Below are 25730 nucleotides of genomic sequence, written 5' to 3'. Positions count from 1 at the left end.
AGCGACCACTTCCTATTTTTCAAAATTATTGTTCCGAAACATCCTTTTGCGGGAATTGCAGCTCATAGAGCTGACTGTACCGGCCTTGATGATTGAGCAGTTCATCATGCGTTCCATGCTCGACGATTTCACCTTGCTCCAGCACGTAAATTCGATCTGCCTTCTGAATCGTAGACAGACGATGCGCGATGACGAGACAAGTCCGGCCTTGCAATAATTGTGCGAGCGCGTCTTGAATATGCTGCTCTGATTCGGTATCAAGTGATGCAGTAGCTTCATCCAAAATAATAATCCGCGGATTTTTTAGAATCGCCCGCGCAATAGAAAGCCGCTGCTTCTGCCCGCCAGACAGCTTCACGCCTCGCTCGCCAATTTGCGTCTCATAGCCCTGCGGGAACGATTCTATAAAGCCGGCAGCATTTGCCGCTTTTGCCGCTGCCAACACTTCCTGATCTGTCGCTTGCAGATTGCCGTACCGAATATTCTCTTCAATAGAGCCATTGAATAGCACGATATCCTGTGATACGATGCCGATTTGCTCCCTAAGAGACGTGATCGTTATATCCTTTAAGGAGTAACCATCAATCGTGATGTCGCCAGACTGTGGTTCATAAAATCTAGCGATGAGATGTGCAATGGTTGTTTTGCCAGAGCCCGAAGATCCAACAAGCGCTGTCACCTTGCCTGCCGCAAGCTCCAATTGAAAATCGTTTAACACAGTCGAATCCTTTGAATAAGCAAAATCAATATGATCAAAAACAATATGCCCGCTCACTGGCGGAAGCTTCACAGCTCCTTTCTTTTCAATAATTTCAGCCTTCGTGTTCATAACCTCCATAATGCGTTCATAAGCGGCGGCCGATTGCTGAATCGTATTAATAATGCGACTGAAGTGACGAATCGGGTTTTGCAGCAGTCTGAGATAAGCTATAAAAGCAACGATTGTACCCACTGTCATTTGTTCTTTCATCGCAAGCCATGCGCCAAAAACAAGGACGATTGCAAGACCAAGAAAATTAAGAAAATCAATAATAGGTTCATAAGCAGCTCGCAGGCGAGTCACCTGAATATTCGCATCCATATTTTTCTGTGTTCGTTCGGAGAATCGTTCAGACTCGTAATTCTCGGCAGTAAACGCTTTAATAAGGCGGATGCCGGTTAACGTATTTTGCAGATGATCGCTTACATCAGCCACCGATTCCTGTACCGTTCGGAACGAGGAGCGCATTCTTTTACTGAAAAATCTAGTTGTCAAAATCATAAAAGGGAAGGTCGCAAGCAGCATCAGCGTCAGCTTCCAATCGATCCACAGCATATAAACCGCAATGGCCGTAAAGGTGAAAAAATCGGTAAACAACTGCATCATGCTGGAGGAAATCATTTGCTGTAGGATGCTTACATCATTCGTAACCCGAGACATTAAATCACCGGTACGATTGCGATCGAAGAAAGAAATATCAAGGCTTTGCATATGGCGGTACAAGTCGTTTCGCAAATTGTAAAGCACCCTTTGACCGATAGACGCCATAAGGGACGTGCTAATATAGCGCAAAGCACCGAGCGCAACAGCTGCTCCCATGACGCCGCCACCGATAAGCAGAAGTTTATTAAAAAGCTTATTCGGAATGATGTGGTCAATCGTCAGTCTCGTTAGCTGCGGAACGATGAATTCAAGCAGCGATATGGCGATAACGCAAGCAACTGCTGCAATTAATGCGGGCAATTGTGTCCGCGCATGCGCATATATTCGTATAAACATGCTGTAAATGCTGGCAGGCTTTACTTTCTCGCCTGTTCCGAATTTTCTCATGCCGCCCATTCCTGCCCCGCCTCGAAACGCCGGCGCTGAATTGTGCTGCTCTCTCATATCGCGCCGCCTTCTCTGCAGTCACATTCGGATTGTGTTGTGATTTGGCGAAGCGATACTCGAAGGTCATCCAGGATGACGCGCAGCTGCGCAGCTTTGCTCGGATCAGTGACAGCCGCTCGTTCTGCAGCCTTCAGTAAATGCAGCAGCTCCTTGCCAGCAGGCGTTAATCGACGGTTCGGCTTTCTTCTCTCAAAGGGAGCGCCTTCGTCTTCGGATTCACTCTGCTCAGGGCGTTCCATTCCCGTTGCAGCATTATCGTTCTCCTCCAGTAAATAAGCTCTGCCTTCCTCAGTAATCTCAAACACCTTTTTGCCGTCTTGCTTGGAGGACTCTACAAATCCTTGATCCCGCAGCATTTGCAGCGTGGGATAAATGGAGCCAGCACTTGGTTTATAGGTGCCTCCTGATTGCTCCTCAAGCGCCTTCATCATTTGGTAGCCGTGCATGCCCTCCTGTTCAAGCAGTGCCAGCAAAGCATATTTGACTCCGCCGCGGCTGAAAAAACGTCTGCCCGAGCCGTGTCCCTCCCTTTCATTCGCATGATGTAAAAACAACTGTTCCTCTGGCTGCCATTCTTTCGTCATAGTGTAATCTCCTTCGTTAACGATATATCGTATTAATTTACATACTATACGATATATCGTTAACTGGCAATTACTTCTTGCGATTTCATGACAAAGTCCAGTAACGAGATGCTCTTTACTGGACTTTGCTCATTTTCGGCCAGAGATGATTAGAATGAACCTCGTGTAGATACAGGGCCGTTATCGATAACCGCTGCAATACGTTCTAGTGTCTCATGATCAAGCACCACTCCCGATGCCTTCACGTTTTCTTCGACCTGATCGGGACGACTTGCTCCAATCAAAGCGCTGGATACGTTCGGCTGGCGCAAAATCCATGCTAATGACAGTTGACCTACCGTTAGCTCCAATTCTGATGCGATTTCCTTCAGCAGCTCAACCTTCGCCAGCTTTTCCTCCGTTATGCGGTTTTTAAAATTTTCTTGCTTGGCGGCTCGCGACTCTTCTGGTACTTGTTGATTGGAAGAGTACTTCCCTGTGAGCAGCCCCTGCGCAAGCGGCGAGAACACGACCTGCCCGAAGCCTTTTCTAATGCCTAGCGGTATAATCTCCTTCTCGATGTAGCGCTCGAACAGATTATAGATAGGCTGATTCACGACAATACGATCTAGTAAATATTTGTCTGCTATGGCGAACGCTTCAGTTATTTGAGCAGCCGTCCATTCGCTGACACCGACATAGTGCACCTTGCCTTGACGGACCAAATCCTCAAAGGCGCGCAGTGTTTCTTCAAGCGGCGTCTCTTGATCAAAGCGATGGCTGTAGAATACATCTACGTATTCAAGCCCAAGCCTCTTCAAGCTTGCATTTGCCGATTCGATCACATGTTTGCGAGAGAGCCCGCGATCATTCGGTCCATCGCCAATTTTTCCATAGACCTTGGTCGCCAGCACATAGGATTCACGAGGATAAGCACGCAGCGTTTCTCCGACTACTTTCTCGGCTTCGCCCTTCGCATACACATTAGCTGTATCAAAAAAATTAATGCCAAGATCATACGCCGTTTGAATCGACTTCACTGCATTTTCACGCTCGACATAACCGCCATACGTCAGCCAGCTCCCGAGACTAATCTCACTAACCTTTAATCCGCTTGCGCCTAAATTTCGATATTGAATCGCCATATGAAAAACCTCCTCAAATGTATACAAACGTTAGTTTGCTGCTGCAGCAGCGGAATGAGAGCTGCTGCCTCGTTATGGAAATCAGCCGTTTATCTTTTCTGCTTCTCTGCTTAAAGCCCATATCGCTTTATGTTTGTTTTCTGGCTTTTCCAGCCCTAAATTCTCGCGCAGCGTTTTGCCCTCATAGGCCGTTCGGAAGAGTCCGCGATTTTGCAGCTCAGGAATGACCTTATCAACAAATGTCTCCAACCCGCTGTAATAAATATGCGGCAAAATATTAAAGCCGTCCGCGCCGTTATTTCTAATCCAGCTTTCAATGAAATCAGCCGTTTGCAATACAGAACCCGTAAACGATACATGACCATGGCCGGCTGCGCTTCGAGCAAGAAACTGCCGAATCGTCATCTTGTCTCGTACCGCGGCATCCACCACTACCTCCTGCCGGCTTGTAATGCCTGTCGTTATCGTTCCGTACGGCTTTGCTTTATCGACTGGAACAAGACTATCAAGCGGATATTCTGACAAATCGACTGTAAAATAGTTTGAAAGCCGCTTTAACGCTTGCTTCGTATTCAGCAGTCCGTTAAACTCATCCTCGATATCGCGGGCTTCTGCTTCCGTATCGGCCACAATCGGACTAAGCCCTGGCATAATGAGCAGCTGCTCCGGCGTCCTTCCATGCTTCTGCAATCTCCCCTTCACATCCGCATAAAACGCCTGAGCAGCGCCTAATGTTTGCTGTGCTGTAAAAATAACATCCGCTGTTTTGGCAGCCAGCTCCTTGCCGTTTTCCGAGGAGCCCGCTTGCACTAGAAGCGGATATCCCTGTGGTGGCCGAGGGATGTTGAGCGGTCCTTTTACCGTGTGATATTTGCCCTTAAAGTTAATTTCATACACTTTGCTTTTGTCCAATGAGACATCTGCGGCTCTGTCATAGATCAGCGCATCCTCTTCCCAGCTATCCCAAAGCTGCTTCGTCACCTCAACAAATTCATCGCCGATTTCGTAGCGCTTTTGCACGTCTGGGTGCTCCGTTTTATTAAAGTTTTCAGCATCATCTTGCGAATGCCCCGTTACGATATTCCAAGCAGCCCGCCCTTTGCTGATATGATCCAGCGAAGCGAATTTGCGCGCTACATGGTAAGGATCGTTATAGGTTGTACTAACAGTTGCGATAAGTCCAACATGCTTAGTCAGCGCAGCAAGCCCAGAGAGAAGCGTAAATGGCTCCAATCTCCTGCCAAGTCCGGAATAGTTGTCGGCTGTAAACAATGAATCAAACAGCCCTCTTTCCGCAATCTTTGCAATGTTCGCATAATACTCCAAATCCAAATCCTCCTTTGGATTCGAATCCGGGTGTTTCCACGCGGCAGAATGATGACCCGCTCCACGCAAAAACACGTTAAAATGCGCCTTCTTGTCCCGCTTAATCTCGCTCATTTGCCATCCCTCATTTTCGGTTCATTATAAAAACACTTTAAGTTCAATGTTGATTCTCAGGCTTCGTTTCTTTACCACACTTTTCGGTGCCACTTGAGTAATTAACAGGAATTTCTCCTGTTATTTTAGGCATTTTCTGATAAAACCGCTTATTTCCGCCCAATTAACAGGAACTTTTCCTGTTAATTGAGTCCTTTTTGAATAATTCGCAAAATTAGCTGGAGTTTTTCCCGTTAGTTTAAAAAACAAGATAAGATTCCAAATAAAATGAGCCTAACTAATAAAAAAAGAGACTTAGCTTATCGTCTGCTAAATCTCCGGTGGTCCGGTCGTATTATATTTTATTAAACGGGCTCATTTCAGCTTGAACCCTTGACCTACAAGGAAGTCATGCAAATGATCACGCAGCCGATCCGAGTTAAACCTTCTTAACATTTCACGAGACCACCTTGTTTCCTGCTCTCCGCCTTTGCCTCCACCTTTGCGCGTAGCATAATACTCCCGAGTGATCGAATCGTAAGCAATAATTTCATCCTCCAACCCGCTCTGCTTATACGTTTCTTGATGATAGACAGCTGCGAGCGGCAATCTTGGACGAAGATCGGGCTCTTGATCAGGAACGCCAACGCACATGCCAAACACCGGATAGACAAGCTCAGGCAGTTCAAGCAATTCAGCTATTTCTTTAGGATTATTGCGTATTCCACCGATATAAACGATCCCATAACCAAGCGACTCCGCAGCGATTGCCGCATTTTGAGCAGCCAGAGTCGCGTCAATCGTTCCGAGCAGAAACAGCTCCACGTTCTGACGAAGCTCTACATCCTCATGCAGCCTTGCTGCCAATCTGACTTTATTTAGATCGGCACACCAGATGAGAAACACCGGACTTTCAACTATTTGCTGCTGATTGCCGGCAAGCTTCGCAAGCTTTCGTTTCCGCTCAGAGTCCTTTACAGCAATTACGCTGTAAGCTTGGATATTGGATGAGGTGGAGGCTGCTTGCCCTGCCAATATGATTTGTTCCAAATGCTGCTCAGGAATGGGCGAGTCTTTATATTTGCGGATGGAGCGATGGTTTTTTAATAAAGCAATAACTTCGTTCATTGCTATACCTCCTCTACATGAATAAGTGCTCTTGAAACAAAAAAACCGAAGACACAGATCAACTGTTGTCTCCGGTTTTCCGGTAGAACTATAATTCCGATTATTCAAACTGTTTTAGTGCGAAAAATGTACTGAAAATTTATCACGTAATAAATCTTTTGTCAATCATCATTGTTGTTCGCAATACGATCTATCGTACCTTTTAGAAAAAAGTGTATTGCAAAACATATTATTCTTAGTATAATACTCGGCATAAAATCAAAACAACTCAAATGGAGGTGATATCTGTGGTTGATCTCATCATTATTGGCGCCGGCCCCTACGGAATTTCACTTGCCGCTCATGCAGCCGCAAGCAAAATGTCCTATGTCCTTCTGGGCAAACCTATGTTTTTCTGGAAGGAGCAAATGCCGCAAAATATGTTCATTCGCACCCATCCCCGCTACATCAGTCTCTCCGATAAGAATGATGAATTCACCATTGAACGATTTAGCTGCGAAACCGGCATAGAACTGCAGCCCCCCTTTCCTCGTCCTCATTTTGTTGATTATGCCTTATGGTTTGCCAAACAAACCGATATCTCCTTCACTTCGGAGCACGTATCAGAGCTTCATTATTCATCCTCAGGCTTCAGCGTGATCACTCACGAATGTAAGCAATATCAAGCCAAACATGTGGTCATAGCTACAGGTTTGCAGCATTATAGCTACATCCCTCCAGTACTAAGCACATTGCCGCCTCAGCTTATTTCTCACACCTTCGCTCATCGTGATTTTAAGCCCTACGCAAACAAGAAGATAGCTGTTATCGGCAGCGGCCAAAGCGCTTGGGAAGCTGCCGCACTGCTTCATATGGCTGGAAGCGAGGTTGAGCTTTTGTTCCGGCGTGACGCCGTTCAGTATGCAAGCGAGGATAATGTCGAATCTGGCCAGAAGCTCATTGACTCCGCTGAACAGTTCTATCTACAGTCCGACCAGCTCAAGGCGGAGCGGCGAAATACACCGCGTCAAAGCAGTGTTGCTCCTTTCTTAAAGCCCTACGTAGAAGGGAAAGTGACGATGACTGGCGGCGCAGCCATTGCACATGCAGAAGCTACGATTGATGGCAAGGTGCTGCTTCAGCTTGGAAACAATGAAACTCGCATCGTCGATCATGTTATTGCCGCTACCGGCTATCAGATCAATCTTGACCAAGTTCCTTTTCTGCCGCTCCACGTATTGCAGCATATCGAGCGAGAGCCTAATTCTAATGCAAAATTCCCTCTGCTAAACGCTCAATTTGAAAGCAGCATACCTGGACTTTACTTTGCCGGCCCACTAGCGACCTTTACTCATGGTCCCGCTTTCGGCTTCGTTGCAGGCTTGCGCCAAGCATGCCGATCCATTATTCCTCATATCCAGCAGCATACGTAATAAAGCCGGAGCAAATGAATGCAACATTCACTTGCTCCTTCGCTTTCCTTCCTTAACCCATTCCAATCCGCTTAAATGAACAGCACAAAACAAAGGGGCCGCATTTTACGCTGCACCTTTGCTCTGGCTCTCTAATCTACTTTTCTCCTATTGTCGTTCGGAGCGTTTCAACATCTTTATTGATGGCCTCCGTTGCTTTGCGAATTGCAGAGTTCACATCCAACCCGTTGATGGCTAAATCCTCTGCCGCCTCTGTCAATCTTGTCGTTATTTCCAGTTCGTAGGGATGAACGTAATGCTCCTGCAGCGGCTCGCCAATAAACACATTTTGCACCGTTTTACCCTGCAGCACTGGAATGTCCAGCCCATATTCCTTCTCCAGCTCTGGATTAATAACAGCCGGAACCCGGCCATTTCTAGATAATATCCGCTGGCCCTCATCCGATAAAATTTCAGCAATGACTTGGAAAGCTTCATCCTTATGCTTGCTCTGGCTGTTCACCGAAAGCGAATGAATTTGTGCTTCCCTTGTTTTGCCCAGCTGGTCGCTAAAGTTTGGTGCCGGAGCGAAATCCCAATTAAACTCAACACCCTGCTGACGCAGCTCCTCCAGCGGACCGATCATATTTGCCAGCCAAGTCACCCGCATGCCGATAATTTGATCCTTCATAAATTGATCGCGTCCCCAGTTCCATGTATGGTCTGGCGTTACGTAACCAGGAATTTCAAAGATGCGCTTGTTAAGCTCAAACACGCGCAGCCAGTCGGGCGTATCGAGTGCAGCATTTCCGGTATCATGATCGACATACGGCAGTCCCAGCCCTTTGGCTAGCCCCGTTAGGTTATCAACCGATAGACCGATATACTGCACGCCATTCTCCGTACGAGTCAGCTTTGCAGCAATATCCAGCACCTCATCCCAGGTCAGCTGTTTTTCTGTAGGATACGGAACACCAAACTTATCAAAAATATCTTTATTATAGTAGAGGATATGCTGATTGGAGTTAAACGGAATCGCATAGATTTCGCCTCCCTTGTCTTTCGTTATATCTTTGATGTAGTCATACAAAATCGGTTTGATCCGGCTCTCATCAAAATGATGGCGTTTAATCAGCTCTCTCAAATCCTCATAGGCGCCCGTTCGAATAATGCGCTGATGGGACGAAGAGGAGGAATAAATAATGTCTGGAACATGTGTGGAAAGCACTTCTTCATTTGTAGTCGTTGCCGCAGGCGTTATTCTTTCGATTGTTACATTTGGATATTTTTTCTTAATCGGGTCCGCGATGAGCGTATTAAATTCCACGTCTGGAAAAGTACCGCTCGTGCTGAAAAGGGTTAACGTGAGCGGCTCGTCGCCAAGCTTTTTGAAGTCCGCTTCTTCCGCTACGGCTGCGTTCGTTTCTTGCTGCTTATTTGCATTGCTCCCAGCCTTATTGGCCGGTGTATTATCCTTACTGGCACAAGCCCCCAATAAAGCTAACAACATTAAAATAACTACGCCTATTGTAAGTTTTTTCATGATTATACTCTCTCTCCTCTATCATGAGGTACAGCTGTGTCGTTTAATAGCCAACAAGCTCTCACCTAGTCTTTTAAAGTACAGCTTTGCTCTCATAACGAATATTCGCCGGCCGCTTCAATCCAAGTTGCTCTCGCAAGCTCGTTCCCGAATATTCCGTCCGAAACAATCCGCGATTTTGCAGCTCTGGAATCACCTTATCTACAAATTGCGTAAGGCCGCTCGGAAAAATCTGTGGCATAACATTGAACCCATCAGCAGCCCCGTTAACAAACCAATTTTCAATCACATCTGCAAGCTGAAGAGGTGTACCTGTAAACGTAAAATGTCCTCTGGCTCCTGCTAGGCGATTAATCAATTGCTTCAGCGTTAACTGCTCATGGCGAACGAGATCCAGTATGAGCTGATGTCTGCTTTTGTTGCCATTAACCTCATCCGTTTCACGCACACCCTCTAATGACAGCGGCTCATCAAGCGGATACGCGGATAAATCAATGCCTAATCGCTCCGATAGCTGTTTAATTGCACCATCTTTATTTACATAATTGAATAGTTCGCTCTCGATTTCTCTCGCTTCCTCTACCGTGTCTGCCAATATCGGGCTAATACCCGGCAAAATCTTCAGCTGGTCGGCCTCTCTTCCATACTTCGGCAGTCTTGATTTTACATCCTTATAAAACTGCTGAGCACTTTCAATGCTTTGATGCGCGGTAAAAATAACTTCCGCTACCTTTGCCGCAAATTCCTTGCCGCTCTCCGAGGAACCCGCCTGCACCAGCACAGGATAACCCTGCGGCGGCCTTGCGATATTAAGAGGTCCCTTCACCGAATAATATTTTCCTTTAAAATCAATCGTATGGACTTTGTCCTTATGGACGCGAGTTCCTAACGTTTTATCATTAATGACCGCCTCATCCTCCCAGCTGTCCCACAGCTGCTTGGCGATTTCTACGAATTCATCTGCTTCCTCGTAACGCAGTGCATGATCGGGATGATCCTCCCTGCCGAAATTATGTGCGGCTGATCCAGCACCCGTAACGATGTTCCAGCCAGCTCTCCCTTTGCTTATGTGGTCTAGGGAGGCAAACTTCCGCGCCACATGAAAAGGTTCATTATACGTAGTGCCAACCGTAGCAATTAAACCGATATGCTTCGTCCTGCTTGCCAGCGCAGCCAGCTCCGTGAATGGCTCGAGCTTATTGGAGCGTCCGATATATCCATCAGCCAGAAATACGGAATCCATTAGTCCTCTTTCAGCCGTCTGAACAATTTGCAGCACATGCTCGAAATCAAGGTTGCGGCTCGGCTCCGCCTCCGGCAGCCGCCATGAAGCTTCATGATGGCCGGTCCCGAACAAAAAGGCGTTGAGGTTTAATTTGCGCTCCGATTCTCCCATATTTAATCCCCTCTCCATCGTCTGCTTATTGACCGATCGTCGTTTTTAAAGTCTCTACATCTTTATTAATCGCGTCCGTAGCTTTGCGTATAGCCGAGTTAACATCTAGACCATGGATAGCAAGATCCTCTGCTGCTTCGGTAAGCCGTATCGTAATGCTCGACTCATAAGGATGAATGAAATGCTCTTGAATGGGCTTCCCAATAAAAACATTCTGAACGGTTTTGCCTTGTAGAACCGGTATTTCTAAGCCGTACTCCTTCTCCAGTTCCGGATTGATAATAGCTGGAACACGTCCGTTCTTAGCAATAATCCGCTGCCCCTCATCCGATAAAATTTCCGCGATCACTTGAAACGCCTCATCTTGATGCGGGCTTTGGCTGTTGATCGCAATAGAGTGGATTTGCGCTTCTCTTGTATTGCCAAGTTGATCGCTGAAGTTTGGCGCAGGCGCGATATCCCAGTTGAACTCCACACCCTGTTGGCGCAGCTCCTCAAGCGGACCAACCATATTGGCAAGCCAAGATACCCGAATGGCTATGTTTTGATCCTTCATGAAATGGTCACGAGTCCAGTTCCATGTGCCGTCTTGAGCTACATAACCCGGTATTTCAAAAATCTTCTTCTGCAGCTCGAATACACGAAGCCATTCCGGCGTATCGAGCGCAGCCTGCCCCGTCTCGCGGTTCAAGTAAGGAATGCCCAGCGATTTACCCAAACCAGTTAAATTGTCTACAACAAGCCCGATATATTGAATGCCGTTTTCTGTTCTGGTCAGCTTCGTGCCAAGCTCGACCGCTTCGTCCCATGTCAACTGCTTCTCGGTTGGATAAGAAACGCCGAATTTATCAAAAATATCTTTGTTATAATACAAAACATGCTGATTGATATTGAAAGGAAGCGCGAGAACCGCATCTCCTTTGCCCTTCGTTATGTCCTTGATATAGTCGTAGCCAATCGGTTTAAGGCGGCTCTCGTCAAAATGATGTTTTTTGATTAATTCTCTTAAATCCTGATATACACCCGTCCGAATAACCCGCTGCTGCACACTGCCAAATATAATGTCCGGCACATGTGTGGACAGCACCTCCTCCGGAGTCGTCGTCGCTGCTGGCGTTATTCGTTCAATGGTTACGTTCGGATACTTCGCATGAATGGGACCTGCAATCATCGCTTCGAATTCCACGTCCGTAAAGGTAGCGCCAGTGGAATAAAACGATAATTTCAGCGGCTCATCCCCAAGCTTCTTGAAATCAGCCGTTTCGGTCGCACTGTTCGTTGCATCCTTCTTGCCCGATGCATCATTCTGCTTTGCAGGTGCGTTATTGTCTCCCCCGCATGCAGAGATCGATGCAGCAAGTACAAATATGACAATAATAACCCCTAGTTTCTTCATCCTATACCCTCTCATTTCTATTATTTATTTATATTTGCTGAAGATGGCGCGTATTGGCGGGACGCTGTAGCCCTAAGCTATCACGAAGCGTTTGGCCTTCATATTCGGTACGGAAAAGTCCACGGTTTTGCAGCTCTGGAATGACCTTGTCTACAAAGGTCTCAAGTCCCGTTGGGAAAAGCTGCGGCAGCACATTGAAGCCATCAGCCGCATGGTTTTTAAACCATTTTTCAATAAAATCTGCGGTTTGAAGCACAGACCCAGTAAACGTGATATGTCCATGTCCTCCATTGCTGCGATAAAGAAGCTGGCGAATCGTAAAGCTTTCTCTGCGCGCCGCATCGATAATAACCTCCTGCCTGCTGCGAATGCCGTTGAACTCCTCAGCAGGTTTTGCTTTATCAAGCGGTACCGGCGCATCCAGCGGATAATCATTCAAATTCACCGTGAATCGCTCCGATAAGCTATCAAGCGCACGCCTTGTATCTACAAAAGCATGCAACTCCTCCTCAATCTCGCGCGCTTCCGCTTCCGTATCAGCCACAATAGGAGCAAGCCCTGGCAAAATAACGAGCTCATCAACCGTTCTCCCATACTTCGTTAAACGTGATTTCACATCGTAGTAGAAGGCACGCCCTGCATCGAACGTTTGCTGCGCCGTAAAAATAACCTCCGCCGTTTTCGCTGCCAGCTCCTTGCCTTGCTCGGAGGAACCTGCCTGCACGAGCACCGGATATCCTTGCGGCGGACGCGGAATATTGAGCGGTCCCTTCACCGAATAGGTGTGGCCTTTGAAGTTGATCTCGTGCACCTTGTTTGCATCCAGCAATTTACCCGCTTTTTTATCGAAAATAAGGGCGTCGTCCTCCCAGCTGTCCCATAGCTGCTTCACCACTTCCACGAACTCCTCGCCCGTCTCGTAGCGCTGCGCATGCTCTGGATGTTCGTCTCTGCTGAAGTTATGGGCAGCTGAGCCCGCACCCGTCACAATATTCCAGCCAGCCCTTCCGCCACTTATATGATCCAGCGAGGCGAACTGCCTTGCGACATGGAACGGATCGTTATATACGGTCCCGACTGTCGCAATCAAGCCGATATGTTCCGTTACAGAAGCAAGTGCTGCGAGCAGAGTAAACGGCTCCAGCTTGCTGCCGCCGCCTGCATATCCATCTGCTAAAAATACGGAATCCAGCTTGCCACGCTCAGCGATTCGAGCAAGCTGCCCTAAGTAATCAATGTCCAGCTCCAAATCCGGACGCGCATCTGGATGCCGCCAAGCTCCCGCATGATGGCCTGTCGCTCTCAAAAAAACGTTCAAATGAACCTTTCGACTCGCTTCACTCATTAGTAATGCACCTCTTCTTCCGTTTTTTTGGCCTGCCAGCTATTTGCAGGTCTCGCTAAACCTAGATTTCCGCGCAGCGTTTGCTCTTCATAGGAGGTACGGAACAATCCGCGATTTTGCAGCTCAGGGATAACTTTATCGACAAAGCGCTCCAGCCCGCTCGGATACACCTGTGGCATTACATTAAAGCCATCGGCCGCCCCATTCTTAAACCACTTTTCAATGACATCGGCCAGCTGCAGCGGTGTACCCGTAAAAGTAAAATGCCCTCTTGCCCCTGCTAAGCGATTGATCAATTGTCGAAGTGTCGGCTGTTCGCGTTCTACTAAATCCAAAATAAGCTGGTGGCGACTCTTCATGCCGCTTACCTGATCTGTCGATTGTGCGCCATCCAGATTGACAAGGTCATCAAGTGAATGATTAGACAAATCGACGCCTAAGCGACCCGATAACCGATTAATCGCTCCTTCATGATCGATAAGCTCAAACAGCTCATTTTCCAGATCCTGCGCCTCTGCTTCTGTATCCGCCAATATCGGACTAAGTCCAGGCAATATTTTCAACTGATCCGTCGTCCTGCCATACTTCGCCAAACGTAACTTCACGTCTTTATAAAAAGCTGCTGCCTCCTCGAAGGTTAGTTGAGCAGTAAAAATGACCTCCGCCAGCTTAGCGGCAAATTCCTTGCCCGTCTCAGATGAGCCCGCTTGAACGAGTACAGGATAACCTTGCGGCGGCCGCGCGATATTTAGCGGTCCCTTTACTTTGAAATACTTCCCAGCATAATCAATCGTATGAACCTTGGCTTCATCGATCAGGATGCCGCTTATCTTGTCATTTGGCAGCGCATCATCCTCCCAGCTGTCCCATAGCTGCTTGACGATCTCTACAAATTCCTCCGCTGATTCATAACGATCATGATGCTCCGGATGCTGTTCCCTGCTGAACTGCTCTGCAGCAGGTCCCGCTCCCGTCACGATATTCCAGCCTGCGCGACCATTGCTAATATGGTCTAAGGAAGCAAACTTCCTTGCGATATGAAACGGTTGATTATAGGTCGTTTCTACCGTTGCAATTAAGCCGATATGTTTGGTTGCTGCTGCTAATGCTGACAGCATGGTGAACGGTTCAAGCGATCCCGACCCAGCCCAGTAGCCATCCGCCAGAAATACAGAATCGAGCAAGCCGCATTCGGCGATTTGAGCCAGCTTCAAGTAGTGCTTAATATCAACGCCTCGCTCCGGCTGCGTATCCGCATGCCGCCACGATGCTTCATGATGGCCTGATGCGGCCAGAAACGCATTAAGATTTAGTTTTCTCTCCGATCCACTCATCGCACGACTCCCCTTAAGTCATTTTCGAATTAAATAGCGTTGTTCAATTCCCAAAAAAAAATAGCCAGAGCTGCCCTAAGGCAATCTCCGGCTATCCGGTCGATCATTCCCCATTAAATCAATTGGATTTATAAGGATTATGGTAAGTGCTAAGAATTTATCATCTCAACTTCGTAATGTCAATGTTTTTTTGATTTACTATTCTACCAATCCTGTCCGTTCAACCCCTTCAATGAACCACCGCTGAGCGAACAAATACACGACAAGCAGCGGCATAATAATTAGGAACGAGGCCGCCATCTTGATCGCTTCGGCATAAACCGTAATCTCCCCTGCCCCTTCAGCCAGCTTCATCTCGCCAGCCATTCTTGCCAGCGTAATGGAGAGAGGTACGTTCTCCGCAGTAAACATAAAGAGTGACGGAAAGTAAAAATCATTCCAGTTCCAGACGAAGGAAAATAGTACGACCACAACGGTAGCCGACCTCGACAGCGGAAACATGACGCGAAAGAACAGGCGGAAAGGGCCTGCTCCGTCCATACGCGCAGCCTCGTCCAGCTCTTTGGGCAGTGTGGAATAGAAGGATCGATAGATGATTACGAACATCGCTCCTTTCAAGCCATGGCCAAATAAAGCCGGGACAACCATCGGCAAAAACGTGTTCAGCCAGCCGAACTCTTTAAAGAGCATGATCGATGGCAAAATCGTAATTTGCGGCGGCATAATAAACGTAAACAACAGCAAAGCTCCCCATACTTTTTTGAAGGGGAACTCCAGCCTTGCGAACGCATAACCGGCAATTGCACAGGAGAATACCTGCAGCACCGCTACGGAAGAGGCCAGCGAGACGCTGATGAGGAAACTCTTCGTGTAATTCAGCATTTCACTCGCCTGCTGCAGATGCCCCAAAAATATGGACCGCGGCACCCAAATAACGGTTGGGTCAAGAATGTTTCTCGCATCCTTCACCATCGTCGTCACCATGTATAGAATCGGCTTCATATAGATGAAGGCGACATTGATCAGAATAATATAAACAAACAGCTTGAAGAGAATGCCCTTATCTATTTCTGCTCCAAGCAGCCGATACCTAAGACCAATTAAGCTTCTTCGCAGCTTTTCATCGCTATATAGATTAGCCGCAATCTCATTTCCTTTTTTCACAATTTTCATGAACGCTCACCTCTCTTTCCCGCTTATCGTTTTCCTGAAAGCGACTTATCCACTCGGCTGTATAGCAATAAGGTCAAGAGTACGAAGGTTAGGATGATTAAGAAATAGATCCATGCCAAAGCGCTGGAGCTGCCATAATTGCTCGTATTCACTCGGCTGACAATCGGATTGGAAGGGAAGGTGAATAAATCGACTACCGTGTACATTAAGTTCAAGAAGATATAAGGGACAAGTCCGGGCAGCGTTATTTTCCAAAATGTATTCCAAGGCCCCGAGCCGTCAATACGGGAAGCCTCGTACACAGATGCCGGCAGCGTCTGGCGTCCAGCAAGGAAAATAAGGATTTGCACGCCTGAATACCAAAGGACGAGAACAAATGAGCTCATAACCTTTTGAATCGGAGCCGCCCATGATCCCGGAACATATTCACGCAAATAATAGTCGATACGCAGCGTCTCCATAATGCTGAGGGAGCCTTCTCCCTGCGCAATAAACTCCTGCACGATCTGGCCGGATGAGAAAATAACAGGCAAAAAGAAGATGACCCGAAACATCGTTCTGCCTGGAAAACGTAAATTAAGCAAGATCGCGACAAACAGGGAAAAGACAAGAATGATCGGAATCATCATGGCCGACTCCCTTAGAAACGGGAACAGCTCCTCATAGAGCAAGCTTCCGTTCGCGATCAATATTTCCCGGTAATGGCTAAGTCCAATAAACGTATAGTTGACGCTGCTCACCGTAATTTTCACCTGATGAAAGCTCATATACAGCGAATAGCCGAGCGGGAACGCCACAAAAACGAGGAACCCAAACACCCATGGCGCGATAAATAGGGAGCCTTCGAGCTTCCTAACTGTCGTATTTTCCAGCTTGCGACTCCATCTCATGGCTTCGTTCCTCCTTTTATGACGACAAAGTCTTTTGCTGGAACGATAATGCCATCCTTGCTGTAATCGGTCTGATTATAATTGACGATGATACGATAATTGCTGCCATACTCTGTTTCCTTCACATTTGGAGCGAGCGTACGATGTCCCGTAATAAACTGCTCCTGCACAGCTGCAAGCGCCTCATTTGTTTTGGCATATTCAGCTCGTAAATGATCGATCCAATCCTTATAGTTCAAGCTGTAATACCAGTAGGAATAGGAATTTTTCAAATCAGCTGCCTTGTCGCCGCTAAGCACATACGCAGGGTAAGCCCCATATTCAATGCTGCGGAGCAGCTCATCATCGAACTCATCGCGCAAATTAGACCATTCCAGCGAATACGTGCGCAAGCCGTGAAGAACGATTTGGGCAAAAGGAATCGCTTCACTGATGAAGACATCATACGAATAATCAGCGGTTAGGCGATGGACATGGTCGATTTGGGCTAGCGCATAGAAATTCACATTATTCGCCGCAAGCGACCCGAGTGCTTCCTTGCTCTTGTTCAAAATGCTGCGCTGTACATCGACAACCTCTGCCCTGCTCGCCGAGTATCGGCTGTTGAAATCCGTATTGACCTGCTTGCCGATGCCATCCTCAAAATAGATGCCGTCTGCTCCCAAGCTCTTATAGCTGCTCAAATCGGCCGAGACCACCTTCTCATAAAACCTCGGGCTTACAAACTTCGCTGCATCCTGGTCCTCATTTCCCCTTTCCTCCAGCACCGTTCCTGCCAAATTGCGCAAGCCGTCGCGCCTCCACCAGAACTGATCGTCGCCATTCGTATTGAGCGTATAATTCGCCGTCAAATAAACAGGAATATCCAAGGTATGAGCGAAGGAGATAAAGCTTTTCATCCCTTTGTTTCCACCTAAGCGCTTATCTACAGGAAAGTAGCCGCCATGTGTGCTGTAACCGTCCTGCTGCCACCCTGAGAATTGAATTTGCAGATGCTGAATGCCGCTGTCATAAATCGAACGAACAAGCTCGGTCGCCTCTTCTGTCGTAGTTGCTTTTAAATATGAATCTGCAAAAAGCCCCTTCTCGATGTCTGCGCCTACAATATCTACAAACAGCGGAATATCTTTTTTGTTTGTTTCCAGCGGTTTTACACCCTGCTCTTGAATCAAATAATTGCGATAAACCTCCGCCATGCCAGCATAATCACTTTTATTAGGGAGCAGTGGATAATAACGCGTTGCGCGAGCATTCGTTATAAACTTATCGCCGCTGTATGTATAGAAGCCTTCACCCGTGCTCTTGCTTACACTTTGGAAAAACTTCTTCCGATACTGCCATTCGGTCGTCACCCAGTTTGAGCGGCCCACCGCACCTGACGGCGCTGCATAAACATTCGCGAACGACTCCCCTTCGGAGATGATCGCAACAAACGCCTGATCCCCTGACTTTAAGCCGAATACAGGCATCGTAATCCCCTGTCTGCCTGTATTTTCGTTGTAATAGGATAGATCCTGCCCATAAACACTTTCATTATAGGTCAACTGCTGCATCAAGCGATCTGCCTCAAAATGGATCAACGAGCCAGAGCCGTCCGGCAGCAAAAGATAACCCTCCTGGCCAGCAGACGGCTGTGCCCCAAACAAAGGGTATAGCTTAATATTCAATAAGCTTAATGCGCCTTCGACGATTCCCTCATCCAAAATTCTCGTCTCTACATAATCCTTGTGCAGACGCACCTCAATCGGAATTTTCAACTGCACCTTCGGCAGCGCGAAGGTCACTGTGAATCCATTTTCCGTAACCTGAAGGTTTTCCAAGTAACCTTGGTTCTCGATTAATCCGGCAGTTACAGAGGAGGATTTGTAGTTCTTAGCATTTACGTATTCAATAATGACGGGAGAAGTTAAATTATTTTTCCACGTATTCGGTACCGTTTCTTCCTCCCAATACTTCGGCTCTGGATAAGAACGCCATATCTTCCCTGTTGCTTTATTGATGACTTGGAAGTGAGCTGATGCCTTATCTACTAGCAACAGTAATTGGTCTGATTCTGCGATTTGCTCGAAATTTGCTTCAACTGGCAATCCCGCTTTATAGGGAACAGTGCCTTTTGTTTCAAATGGATTTACAGCATCTACGGCCACGGCAGCGGGTTTACCCCATAACCCGACCGCTACAAGAGCAAACCATCCTATACCGGTCAGCAAAACAGCAAAGAGCAGCAGCTTCAAAACGAGCTTTATGTTTATTTTGCGTACAGTCATCGGATGATCACCTCCTGATATAAAGAATTAATAAAGTTGACCAATTCTATGCTTAAGCTAATTAAGATGAAAATTAGAATGACAATAATCGCAAGCGCAAGCAACGATAGTAGAATAATAAAAATAGCTTCAATAAAGGTGTAGTTGTGTATGCCCTGCACCATCCATATGAACAGGAGGACTACCCATAAAACGATAAACAGCTTCAAAAATTTAAAGATCGCCAGCTCGTTTAAGGTCAGTACATTCGAGAGTAGAGTTACAGGTATACCGATGAGAATAATCGGAAATAAGGCATAGCAGCTGCCATAAAATACGTCTCGGAACCGTCCCTCACCTCTAAGAAGCGAGCTGATTAAATAGTTGGAGACGACAAAACCCAGCCATATTCCAACAAATTGAATCGTAATGGGAAACAGGTCAATACCGACATGCACAGCAGGGTTAAAGACAAAGCTTGTGCCCGCCTGTATATATCCGTAAGATGCTAATGCAAATACAAGTATCAATATGCTGCTTAACCATCCTGCTTTGTTTTCGTACCGAATAGCATAGAAGCCGTCTACAGGATGCTTTATTAAATAGAACATATGCTGCAGCTGTTCAAGTATCGGATGCCTAGCACTGCGTTTAGCTGACGATTTGCCTTTTAAGCGAAGCTTTTTGGATAAAACATTCCATAGAAGATACACGACGCCGAGCACGAGCGCCACATTCATGAGGACGCCAAAGTGCTTCTGGAACCACGTCAACCGATTTTGCCAAAAGGATTCTGAATAGCCGCCTACTACGCCTGCCTGATAAAACAGCTGCTCCGATCTTGCGTACTCCTCTTTTTTGTAAGCGGCCTTCGCCAAACCGATCAGTGCCGGTGTATATTGTGCATTTAAACGATGAACCTCGCTCCAGAGCGGCTCGCTTTGCTCGTATCTGCCTTCCTGCGTTAATTGATTCGCTTCGTGGACGAGATGGCCGAACTCAGACAGCCGCAGCACTTGAATGAAATTATTGACGCTGTCCAGCACGAGCAGCTCACCCTTGGAATTGCTCGCAATAGCTGCAGGCGCTTTGACGATTCCTGTCTTGGACGTAGCGGTAATGACATCCCCGCCCCAGAAAAACAACAGATTGCCATTCGAATCATACTGGCTAATCATATTGCCTACAGAGTCAATCACAGTAAAGTTGCCGGCAGCATCCACCGTAATATCATTGAGCTGGGGACTTACACTTTGCTTCGTTCTGTGAAATACCTCTCCGTAAGAACGCACCGGCTGCAGGGCAGCGAATTCACCTTTGCCTACCAGCTGGTCGAGACCCGCGATGTTAAGCTTCTTCACCTGATCCGCGCTAATTTCCTTCGTCACCGTATAAATAAATCCGTTTTTGTCTATCGTTGAGCCCGCAATAGCTCCAGGCAGCTTCTTCAGCTCCCTTTGATACATTTCCCGCGTATATACAAATCGCTTAAATGCGTCAAACAAAGAGAAGCTTACGCGATTCGGCCCAAAAAAACTAATGAAATTGCCCTCTGGATCCAGCTGCACCAAGCCTTGAAAAGCGCCAAGCGTCGTTACATAAATAAAGCCGCGCTTATCTACAATGAGGTTAACCGGATCATACTTGAAAGCCGGCGGCAAATAGCTGGACTCCGGACGGCCAAATGCTTTTAGCAGCTTGCCTTCTTGATCGAGCCTTACGACCCGGTTGTTGCCCGTATCTGCAACGTAAATCTCTCCAGCTTCATCGACATAAATGCCGCTTGGCTTCTTGAGCGGGCTTTCTGTTACTTTGATTTCACGAATATATTGGCCTTGCTCATCCAAGTGTACGATTCGATTATTGCCCGTGTCTGCGATGTAGATATGGTCCTTATCATCCACAAATAGATCCTTGGGCTGATTAAGCTGCAGCTTTGTTTTCCCTTCGGCTCCCGCAGCTTGGTTTGCTTCCGTAATCTCAACATCCGTGCCAATAATGCCAGCAGGAATGTAAGCCGCTTGCGTCTTCACCAGCTGTCCGAATCCATCCTTATAGTAGGTTTCGTACGGTAACTGCGAGGCTGTGGCCGGTGAGATGGGCCAAGCTATGTAAATCGCCGTAATCAGGATTATAATGATCGGACGAATCCGCAGCCTCCTGTTCTTCAAACGATTTCCCCCTTATTTAATACCGGAATGCGCCATTGTCGAAATGACCTTGCTTTGCAAAATAACAAAGAAAATTAAATTCGGAACGAGCATAATAAGCGCTGCTACAGCAGCGGCGCCTTGACGTGCCACATTGTTCGCCAAGTTATTGGTCAATGTCGATAGGAAAAACGGAAAGTTTTTCATTTCATCGTCCTGCATGAACAGCATCGATGTCTCCACGTTGCCCCAAGAGTTCTGAAAGGCGAGTATCGCAACGGTCGCGATGGCCGGCATACACATCGGAATGACGATTCGAGCAAATACGATAAACTCGTTTGCACCGTCTATTCGTGCAGCCTCCAGCAGTGAATCAGGAATCTGATCCACGAATTGCTTGAGCAGGAACACGCCTACCGGTAAAGCAAGTACGGGCAGCAAATGCCCCCAATACGTATTCATAATGCCAAGGTGGCTGACGACCAAATACCTCGGAATTTGAATAACCTCCGGCGTAAACATCAGCATCAGAATAATCGTAGCAAAGATGAATGCACGGCCCGGAAAAGGATGTTTCGACAGCGGATATGCGCAAAGCGCACTCACCGTCGTCACGCCAACAACACTCGCAGCCGAAATGAACAAGCTATTGAACAAATAGCGCGATACCGGAACGATTGAATTGGACGTTACCCAAAAGAGCTCAACAAAATTCTGAATGTTCGGCTCCTTCACAAAGAAGGTCGGCGGATAGACGAACAATTCATGATAAGGCTTGAAGGCATGATTAAAAATATAAATGATCGGCAGGATCATGATGACGGATAGGATGAGCATGAACAGATTAAAGCTTATTTTTATACCTAGGCTTGATTGTTTCAGCTGTTACTCCTCCTTCGTACCGAACAATCCCCAGCTGAGCTTGTTCGCGAAATACATAAATATAAGAAGAAACACCGAAACCGTCGCCGCATAACCCATTTCAAAACGGATGAGACCATAATCGTTAATATGGTTCACGATCAAATGCCCGGCATATTCGGGCGTCGGGTTTTGACCGGAAAGCTCAACACCAATGGATCCGGTCTTAAAGGTCGTAACGATCGCCATTACGGCGCCAAACAGCATTTGCGGCTTCATGGACGGAATCGTAATATACCATAGCTCCTGTATGTTGTTTCTGATGCCGTCGATTCTTCCTGCCTCATAAAGTATCGTATCCACGTTAAGAATACCCGCCAGCATCGCTAGAAAGCCTACACCCATGCTCGACCACAATGTGACGACGATCATCGAGTTCATAAGAAACTCTGGACTTGTCACCCATAACTTTGGCACGTCGATAAGGCCTGCTTTTAATAGAAAGCTGTTCAAATAGCCAATGCGATCGCCCGACAACAAGGGAAGCCAGATAATCGTCATCGCTATGCCAACGGTAAGCGATGGCGTATACATCGCAAGCGCCACCCACTTGCGAACGCCGCCGCGCAGCCGTGAAATAAGCCATGCGAGCAGGAAGGCGGCAGCATAACCGCCGGGACCAACAATGACAGCAAACTTAAATGTATTGGGCAGCGCATATTTTAGGAACAGCAGATCCTGCGCGATCAAATACTGAAAGTTGCTCCAGCCAATAAAGCGAGGAGGCTCAATCCCGTTGTAATAAGTAAAGCTTAAGCCTACGGCGGCAAGAATCGGAATAACGATAAACAGAGAGAAGCATATAAGAAACGGCGCGATAAACAAATACGAAATACGATACGACCATAATCTACTCCACATAACGATCAATCCCTTCCCAAGGCTGATCGACAATAGGAATGTCCAGTTTATTCACCTGTTCGCCTCGCACATTAATGTAGCCAAATTCCTGCTGCTTCCTTAGAAGCTCGCGGTTAATGTCCCGAACGGCTTGCTCCAAGGAGGACATATAATTCGCCGTTCCAACAACGGATCGATTCCATGCATTATGAATCTCGCGTTCCAAGAAATATCCGCCGGGCACATTCGGAATATCCTTATACCATTTCCACTGGTTCAAAATAATTTCAGCATCCTCCTTTTTCCACGGCAGATGCGTGAAGGCTTCCACGTTGGACGTATTCCAGCGGAAAGCGACGCCATTGACCGCTTCCAAGTCAGAGCCGTATTGCTCCTGCACCTCAGCTGACAGCCACCACTTCAAGAATTGCCATGCCTCTGCTTTTTTATTGGACTTGTCAAAAATGACACCCGTACGCTGCCCCCCGCCAGCCCAGCGGCTTATCGATCCGTCCGCTTGCTTCGTACCGGGAATAAGCGCGATGCCCCAGCGGCCATTCAGCTCAGGCGCAGCAGCCGAAAGCTGCACATACATGTTGTAATCCGATATGCCGATTGGCATCGTTCCGCTGCGGAAATGCTGATAGAAGCTCGGCACCTCCCGCTCCACAGCGTATGTATTAAATAGATCCGTCCACTGCTTGAAGGCACGATAAGCTTCTGGACCATCGAGACCTGATTTCACACCGCCGGGTTCATAAAACTCCACGCCGTTTTGATAGAAAAAATGCGTAAACTCCTTCGGATTTACGTAGAAGTTCATAAAGTTTTGCTGCAGCGTTGGCAATAGCTGATATACGTCCTCCCATGTCTCGGGAATTTCAGCTCCAATACGCTTCAAAATATCCTTGCGATAATAGAGAACTTGAAACGACTGCGTTTCCGGCACGCCATAATAACCGCCATCGTAGTGCAGCGGCAGCCATGAACCCGGACTAAACTTCGGATACAGCTGATCAAAATCTTCAAAATCGCTTAAATCCTGCAGCGTACCGCGAATGGCATAATCGACTGGCAAATCCTGCGTCAAGCCAAGGGCAATGTCCGGCTGCACGCCAGCTGCATTAGACATAAGCAAAAGCTCAGCATTTGGAAGCAGGTTCACCTTTACCTCAATGCCTGTTTCTGGCGTGAACGACTCATCAGCAAGCTGCTGCAGCTGATCTACATAATCCCTGCCGCGCTGAACCCAAATGTTCAGCTTCTTGTCATCTAAATCGTTAAGGCTATCCCTCGCATCGAAAGAGTAAATAAAGTTTTGAGCGCTACCCCATATCCGGCCAAAAAAGCCAGCTTCCATTTTCGGAGCATCCGTCTTCTCGGGAATAATATAAACCTCATCCAGCTGCAGCGATTGCTTGAGCAGCGTATCGATAAAAGTGCCGAATTTCTCTCTCATCGAAGAAATCTCCTCGACCTGATAAGGAATTTCTTCAGGCTTCTTAAGCAATGTACGCAAATCCTTCGCTGATGTATCGAGTCCTTGACTGATTGAATCCTTGTTGCCGTTCGCTTTAACTACTCGCTTCGACAGTGACTCCATGACATCCGCTGCCAGCGCCATCTTATCAGTCATCCCTGGGAAGTCCTGCTCCATGTTCCACGTACGATTGCGGTCAATGGTCTTCTTCGAGCTCGAGCCTGTAATCGTACGCAAATCCCAGTCAATCGCATCCAAATGAGCGATCAGCTTCTCGACATCTACAACGATAGACTTAATAGGCGATTGTGTGACGGCTAGCGACAACGTATGTTTGCCCTTCTCAAGCTTAAGCAAATACGGATTCTTTTTTTCATCCTGCAAAATCATTCCGTTCCAACCTGTAGAATAAGGAAAGCCATACGCTAAAAATTGCTTAAACGGTACCTCTCCATCCACTCGAACGACCCGGTAGGAGGTTTTCTGAGCTATCGTATTTTGAAGGGCGCGAAAGCCTATTTTGTACAAGCCGCTCTCCGGCACCTCAAACGACCATGAGATTTCCTGATTTTGTTCAAGCCAGCGTGGACCGCCGACCGTATTGTAAATAATTCTTCCCGTATACCGCGGCAGCGTCCGTGAGTTTTTATCTGAAAATAGCTTTATTGCCGTATCATTTTTGCTCGTAAAATCCTCCGCTTGAATCGTCAATACATCGCCCGCAAGAGAAGGCGTATCGGCATACGCAGCCTTAACTTCAGCATAATCAGGTATTTGCTTGCTCGGAACAAGCTTAATTCGCTCAAGCGCAACGGGGTCAAACCCTTGCAATCGAATGGTATGCGTTCCTTGTTCGAAATGCCATTGCAAAGGCTGCGCATATGCCCCTCCTGAATCCGTTAACGGCTTCTCGCTCCAGCCCGACACATCAATCGAACGCGGGCGGATTTCATCGCCGTCTGAGTTTTTCAGAATAGGGCGCACATCCTCCCATGTCCGATATAAGGATATGGAAGAGGCTTCCCCAAACGGCCTTTGGCCATCTATCGTTACCTCCCACCCGATCGGTCCCTTTCTTCCATCCTTCAGAGGGTTATAAGAAACGTGGATTTCATACAGCGCACTCTCTGCAACGTCAACTTGATATTCAACCCATCCTGTGCTCCTTGTATTCCAAATCAGTATGTTTGATTTACCTTCGTAATCGCCTGCTTTGATCTCCTCTTCATTCGATACACGAGATGGCTTCGCTGCATCCAGCTGAATTGAAGTTGTTGCATTGCTCAGCCCCTTCTCCTGCCATGCTGCCAGCGCATCGCTAAAATAAGGATCAACCTCATAATTAAATGTAGTTACGAGCTTGTCATATTGGACCGTATCGGTTTTGTCTCCAGATTCTGAGTTTACTGCCGCTCCAGCATTAAGCAGCGATACTGCAATGACAATACTGGCACCATAGACAAGCCACTTCCGTTTCTTATTCATAAAGGTTAAGCCGCC

General features: G+C 47.2%; 18 protein-coding genes. 1 reads left to right on the top strand and 17 read right to left on the bottom strand.

Annotated elements, in window-relative coordinates:
* Positions 1–25: 25 nt before the first annotated feature.
* The 5 genes from ACIFSR_RS20545 to nfsA form a co-directional block, all read right to left on the bottom strand.
* Positions 26–1867: an ABC transporter ATP-binding protein gene (locus ACIFSR_RS20545; RefSeq protein WP_430059613.1), complete on the bottom strand. Its 1842-nt coding sequence runs from the start codon at positions 1865–1867 to the stop codon at positions 26–28.
* Positions 1864–2454, bottom strand: a complete 591-nt coding sequence (locus ACIFSR_RS20540; protein ID WP_339204706.1) for a PadR family transcriptional regulator — start codon at positions 2452–2454, stop codon at positions 1864–1866. Before ACIFSR_RS20540 ends, ACIFSR_RS20545 begins: the two co-directional genes overlap by 4 nt.
* 149 nt (positions 2455–2603) lie before the next feature.
* Complete coding sequence (locus ACIFSR_RS20535) at positions 2604–3578, bottom strand: aldo/keto reductase family protein (RefSeq protein ID WP_430059611.1); 975 nt, start codon at positions 3576–3578, stop codon at positions 2604–2606.
* Positions 3579–3659: 81 nt separating this feature from the next.
* Positions 3660–5018: an LLM class flavin-dependent oxidoreductase gene (locus ACIFSR_RS20530; protein WP_430059609.1), complete on the bottom strand. Its 1359-nt coding sequence runs from the start codon at positions 5016–5018 to the stop codon at positions 3660–3662.
* Between the two features lie 354 nt (positions 5019–5372).
* The gene (gene nfsA / locus ACIFSR_RS20525; protein WP_430059607.1) at positions 5373–6125 is read right to left on the bottom strand and encodes an oxygen-insensitive NADPH nitroreductase; all 753 of its coding nucleotides are present in this window, start codon (positions 6123–6125) and stop codon (positions 5373–5375) included.
* A gap of 287 nt (positions 6126–6412) precedes the next feature.
* Between nfsA and ACIFSR_RS20520 the strand changes: the two genes are divergently transcribed.
* Positions 6413–7537 (top strand): NAD(P)-binding domain-containing protein, encoded by a 1125-nt coding sequence (locus tag ACIFSR_RS20520; protein ID WP_430059605.1) that lies wholly within the window; start codon positions 6413–6415, stop codon positions 7535–7537.
* Positions 7538–7673: 136 nt separating this feature from the next.
* Here ACIFSR_RS20520 and ACIFSR_RS20515 read toward each other — a convergent pair whose 3' ends face one another.
* The 12 genes from ACIFSR_RS20515 to ACIFSR_RS20460 form a co-directional block, all read right to left on the bottom strand.
* The gene (locus ACIFSR_RS20515) at positions 7674–9059 is read right to left on the bottom strand and encodes an ABC transporter substrate-binding protein (RefSeq protein ID WP_339204712.1); all 1386 of its coding nucleotides are present in this window, start codon (positions 9057–9059) and stop codon (positions 7674–7676) included.
* Between the two features lie 73 nt (positions 9060–9132).
* Positions 9133–10455 (bottom strand): LLM class flavin-dependent oxidoreductase, encoded by a 1323-nt coding sequence (locus ACIFSR_RS20510; protein ID WP_430059604.1) that lies wholly within the window; start codon positions 10453–10455, stop codon positions 9133–9135.
* A 25-nt stretch (positions 10456–10480) separates the two neighbouring features.
* Complete coding sequence (locus tag ACIFSR_RS20505) at positions 10481–11851, bottom strand: ABC transporter substrate-binding protein (protein WP_430059602.1); 1371 nt, start codon at positions 11849–11851, stop codon at positions 10481–10483.
* A gap of 28 nt (positions 11852–11879) precedes the next feature.
* The gene (locus ACIFSR_RS20500) at positions 11880–13196 is read right to left on the bottom strand and encodes an LLM class flavin-dependent oxidoreductase (RefSeq protein ID WP_430059600.1); all 1317 of its coding nucleotides are present in this window, start codon (positions 13194–13196) and stop codon (positions 11880–11882) included.
* Entirely contained in the window at positions 13196–14530 is a 1335-nt protein-coding gene (locus tag ACIFSR_RS20495) for an LLM class flavin-dependent oxidoreductase (protein WP_430059598.1), read from the bottom strand. Before ACIFSR_RS20495 ends, ACIFSR_RS20500 begins: the two co-directional genes overlap by 1 nt.
* Before the next feature lie 198 nt (positions 14531–14728).
* Positions 14729–15703: a carbohydrate ABC transporter permease gene (locus ACIFSR_RS20490; protein WP_339204716.1), complete on the bottom strand. Its 975-nt coding sequence runs from the start codon at positions 15701–15703 to the stop codon at positions 14729–14731.
* A 23-nt stretch (positions 15704–15726) separates the two neighbouring features.
* The gene (locus ACIFSR_RS20485) at positions 15727–16593 is read right to left on the bottom strand and encodes a carbohydrate ABC transporter permease (protein ID WP_430059596.1); all 867 of its coding nucleotides are present in this window, start codon (positions 16591–16593) and stop codon (positions 15727–15729) included.
* The gene (locus ACIFSR_RS20480; protein ID WP_430059594.1) at positions 16590–18860 is read right to left on the bottom strand and encodes a DUF5696 domain-containing protein; all 2271 of its coding nucleotides are present in this window, start codon (positions 18858–18860) and stop codon (positions 16590–16592) included. Before ACIFSR_RS20480 ends, ACIFSR_RS20485 begins: the two co-directional genes overlap by 4 nt.
* Positions 18857–21010, bottom strand: coding sequence for an SMP-30/gluconolactonase/LRE family protein (locus ACIFSR_RS20475; RefSeq protein ID WP_430059592.1), 2154 nt, complete (start codon positions 21008–21010; stop codon positions 18857–18859). The genes ACIFSR_RS20480 and ACIFSR_RS20475 overlap by 4 nt, the downstream gene beginning before the upstream one ends.
* Before the next feature lie 12 nt (positions 21011–21022).
* Positions 21023–21826, bottom strand: coding sequence for a carbohydrate ABC transporter permease (locus ACIFSR_RS20470; protein ID WP_430059590.1), 804 nt, complete (start codon positions 21824–21826; stop codon positions 21023–21025).
* A gap of 48 nt (positions 21827–21874) precedes the next feature.
* Positions 21875–22771 carry a carbohydrate ABC transporter permease gene (locus ACIFSR_RS20465; RefSeq protein ID WP_430059588.1) on the bottom strand — a complete coding sequence of 299 codons (897 nt, stop codon included), beginning with the start codon at positions 22769–22771 and terminating at the stop codon, positions 21875–21877.
* On the bottom strand, positions 22761–25715 hold the full coding sequence (locus ACIFSR_RS20460; RefSeq protein ID WP_430059586.1) for an extracellular solute-binding protein: 2955 nt from the start codon (positions 25713–25715) through the stop codon (positions 22761–22763). The genes ACIFSR_RS20465 and ACIFSR_RS20460 overlap by 11 nt, the downstream gene beginning before the upstream one ends.
* Positions 25716–25730 lie beyond the last annotated feature (15 nt).

It is taken from the genome of Paenibacillus sp. NRS-1760, from assembly GCF_050467785.1.
Lineage (GTDB): Bacteria > Bacillota > Bacilli > Paenibacillales > Paenibacillaceae > Pristimantibacillus.
This window is presented reverse-complemented; position numbering and strand designations above follow the sequence as displayed.

Coding starts and splice junctions, on each gene's coding strand:
- ACIFSR_RS20545 (WP_430059613.1), bottom strand. CDS start 1,867: ATGAGAGAGCAGCACAATTCAGCGCCGGCGTTTCGAGGCGGGGCAGGA.
- ACIFSR_RS20540 (WP_339204706.1), bottom strand. CDS start 2,454: ATGACGAAAGAATGGCAGCCAGAGGAACAGTTGTTTTTACATCATGCG.
- ACIFSR_RS20535 (WP_430059611.1), bottom strand. CDS start 3,578: ATGGCGATTCAATATCGAAATTTAGGCGCAAGCGGATTAAAGGTTAGT.
- ACIFSR_RS20530 (WP_430059609.1), bottom strand. CDS start 5,018: ATGAGCGAGATTAAGCGGGACAAGAAGGCGCATTTTAACGTGTTTTTG.
- nfsA (WP_430059607.1), bottom strand. CDS start 6,125: ATGAACGAAGTTATTGCTTTATTAAAAAACCATCGCTCCATCCGCAAA.
- ACIFSR_RS20515 (WP_339204712.1), bottom strand. CDS start 9,059: ATGAAAAAACTTACAATAGGCGTAGTTATTTTAATGTTGTTAGCTTTA.
- ACIFSR_RS20510 (WP_430059604.1), bottom strand. CDS start 10,455: ATGGGAGAATCGGAGCGCAAATTAAACCTCAACGCCTTTTTGTTCGGG.
- ACIFSR_RS20505 (WP_430059602.1), bottom strand. CDS start 11,851: ATGAAGAAACTAGGGGTTATTATTGTCATATTTGTACTTGCTGCATCG.
- ACIFSR_RS20500 (WP_430059600.1), bottom strand. CDS start 13,196: ATGAGTGAAGCGAGTCGAAAGGTTCATTTGAACGTTTTTTTGAGAGCG.
- ACIFSR_RS20495 (WP_430059598.1), bottom strand. CDS start 14,530: ATGAGTGGATCGGAGAGAAAACTAAATCTTAATGCGTTTCTGGCCGCA.
- ACIFSR_RS20490 (WP_339204716.1), bottom strand. CDS start 15,703: ATGAAAATTGTGAAAAAAGGAAATGAGATTGCGGCTAATCTATATAGC.
- ACIFSR_RS20485 (WP_430059596.1), bottom strand. CDS start 16,593: ATGAGATGGAGTCGCAAGCTGGAAAATACGACAGTTAGGAAGCTCGAA.
- ACIFSR_RS20480 (WP_430059594.1), bottom strand. CDS start 18,860: ATGACTGTACGCAAAATAAACATAAAGCTCGTTTTGAAGCTGCTGCTC.
- ACIFSR_RS20470 (WP_430059590.1), bottom strand. CDS start 21,826: ATGCTCATCCTATCCGTCATCATGATCCTGCCGATCATTTATATTTTT.
- ACIFSR_RS20465 (WP_430059588.1), bottom strand. CDS start 22,771: ATGTGGAGTAGATTATGGTCGTATCGTATTTCGTATTTGTTTATCGCG.
- ACIFSR_RS20460 (WP_430059586.1), bottom strand. CDS start 25,715: ATGAATAAGAAACGGAAGTGGCTTGTCTATGGTGCCAGTATTGTCATT.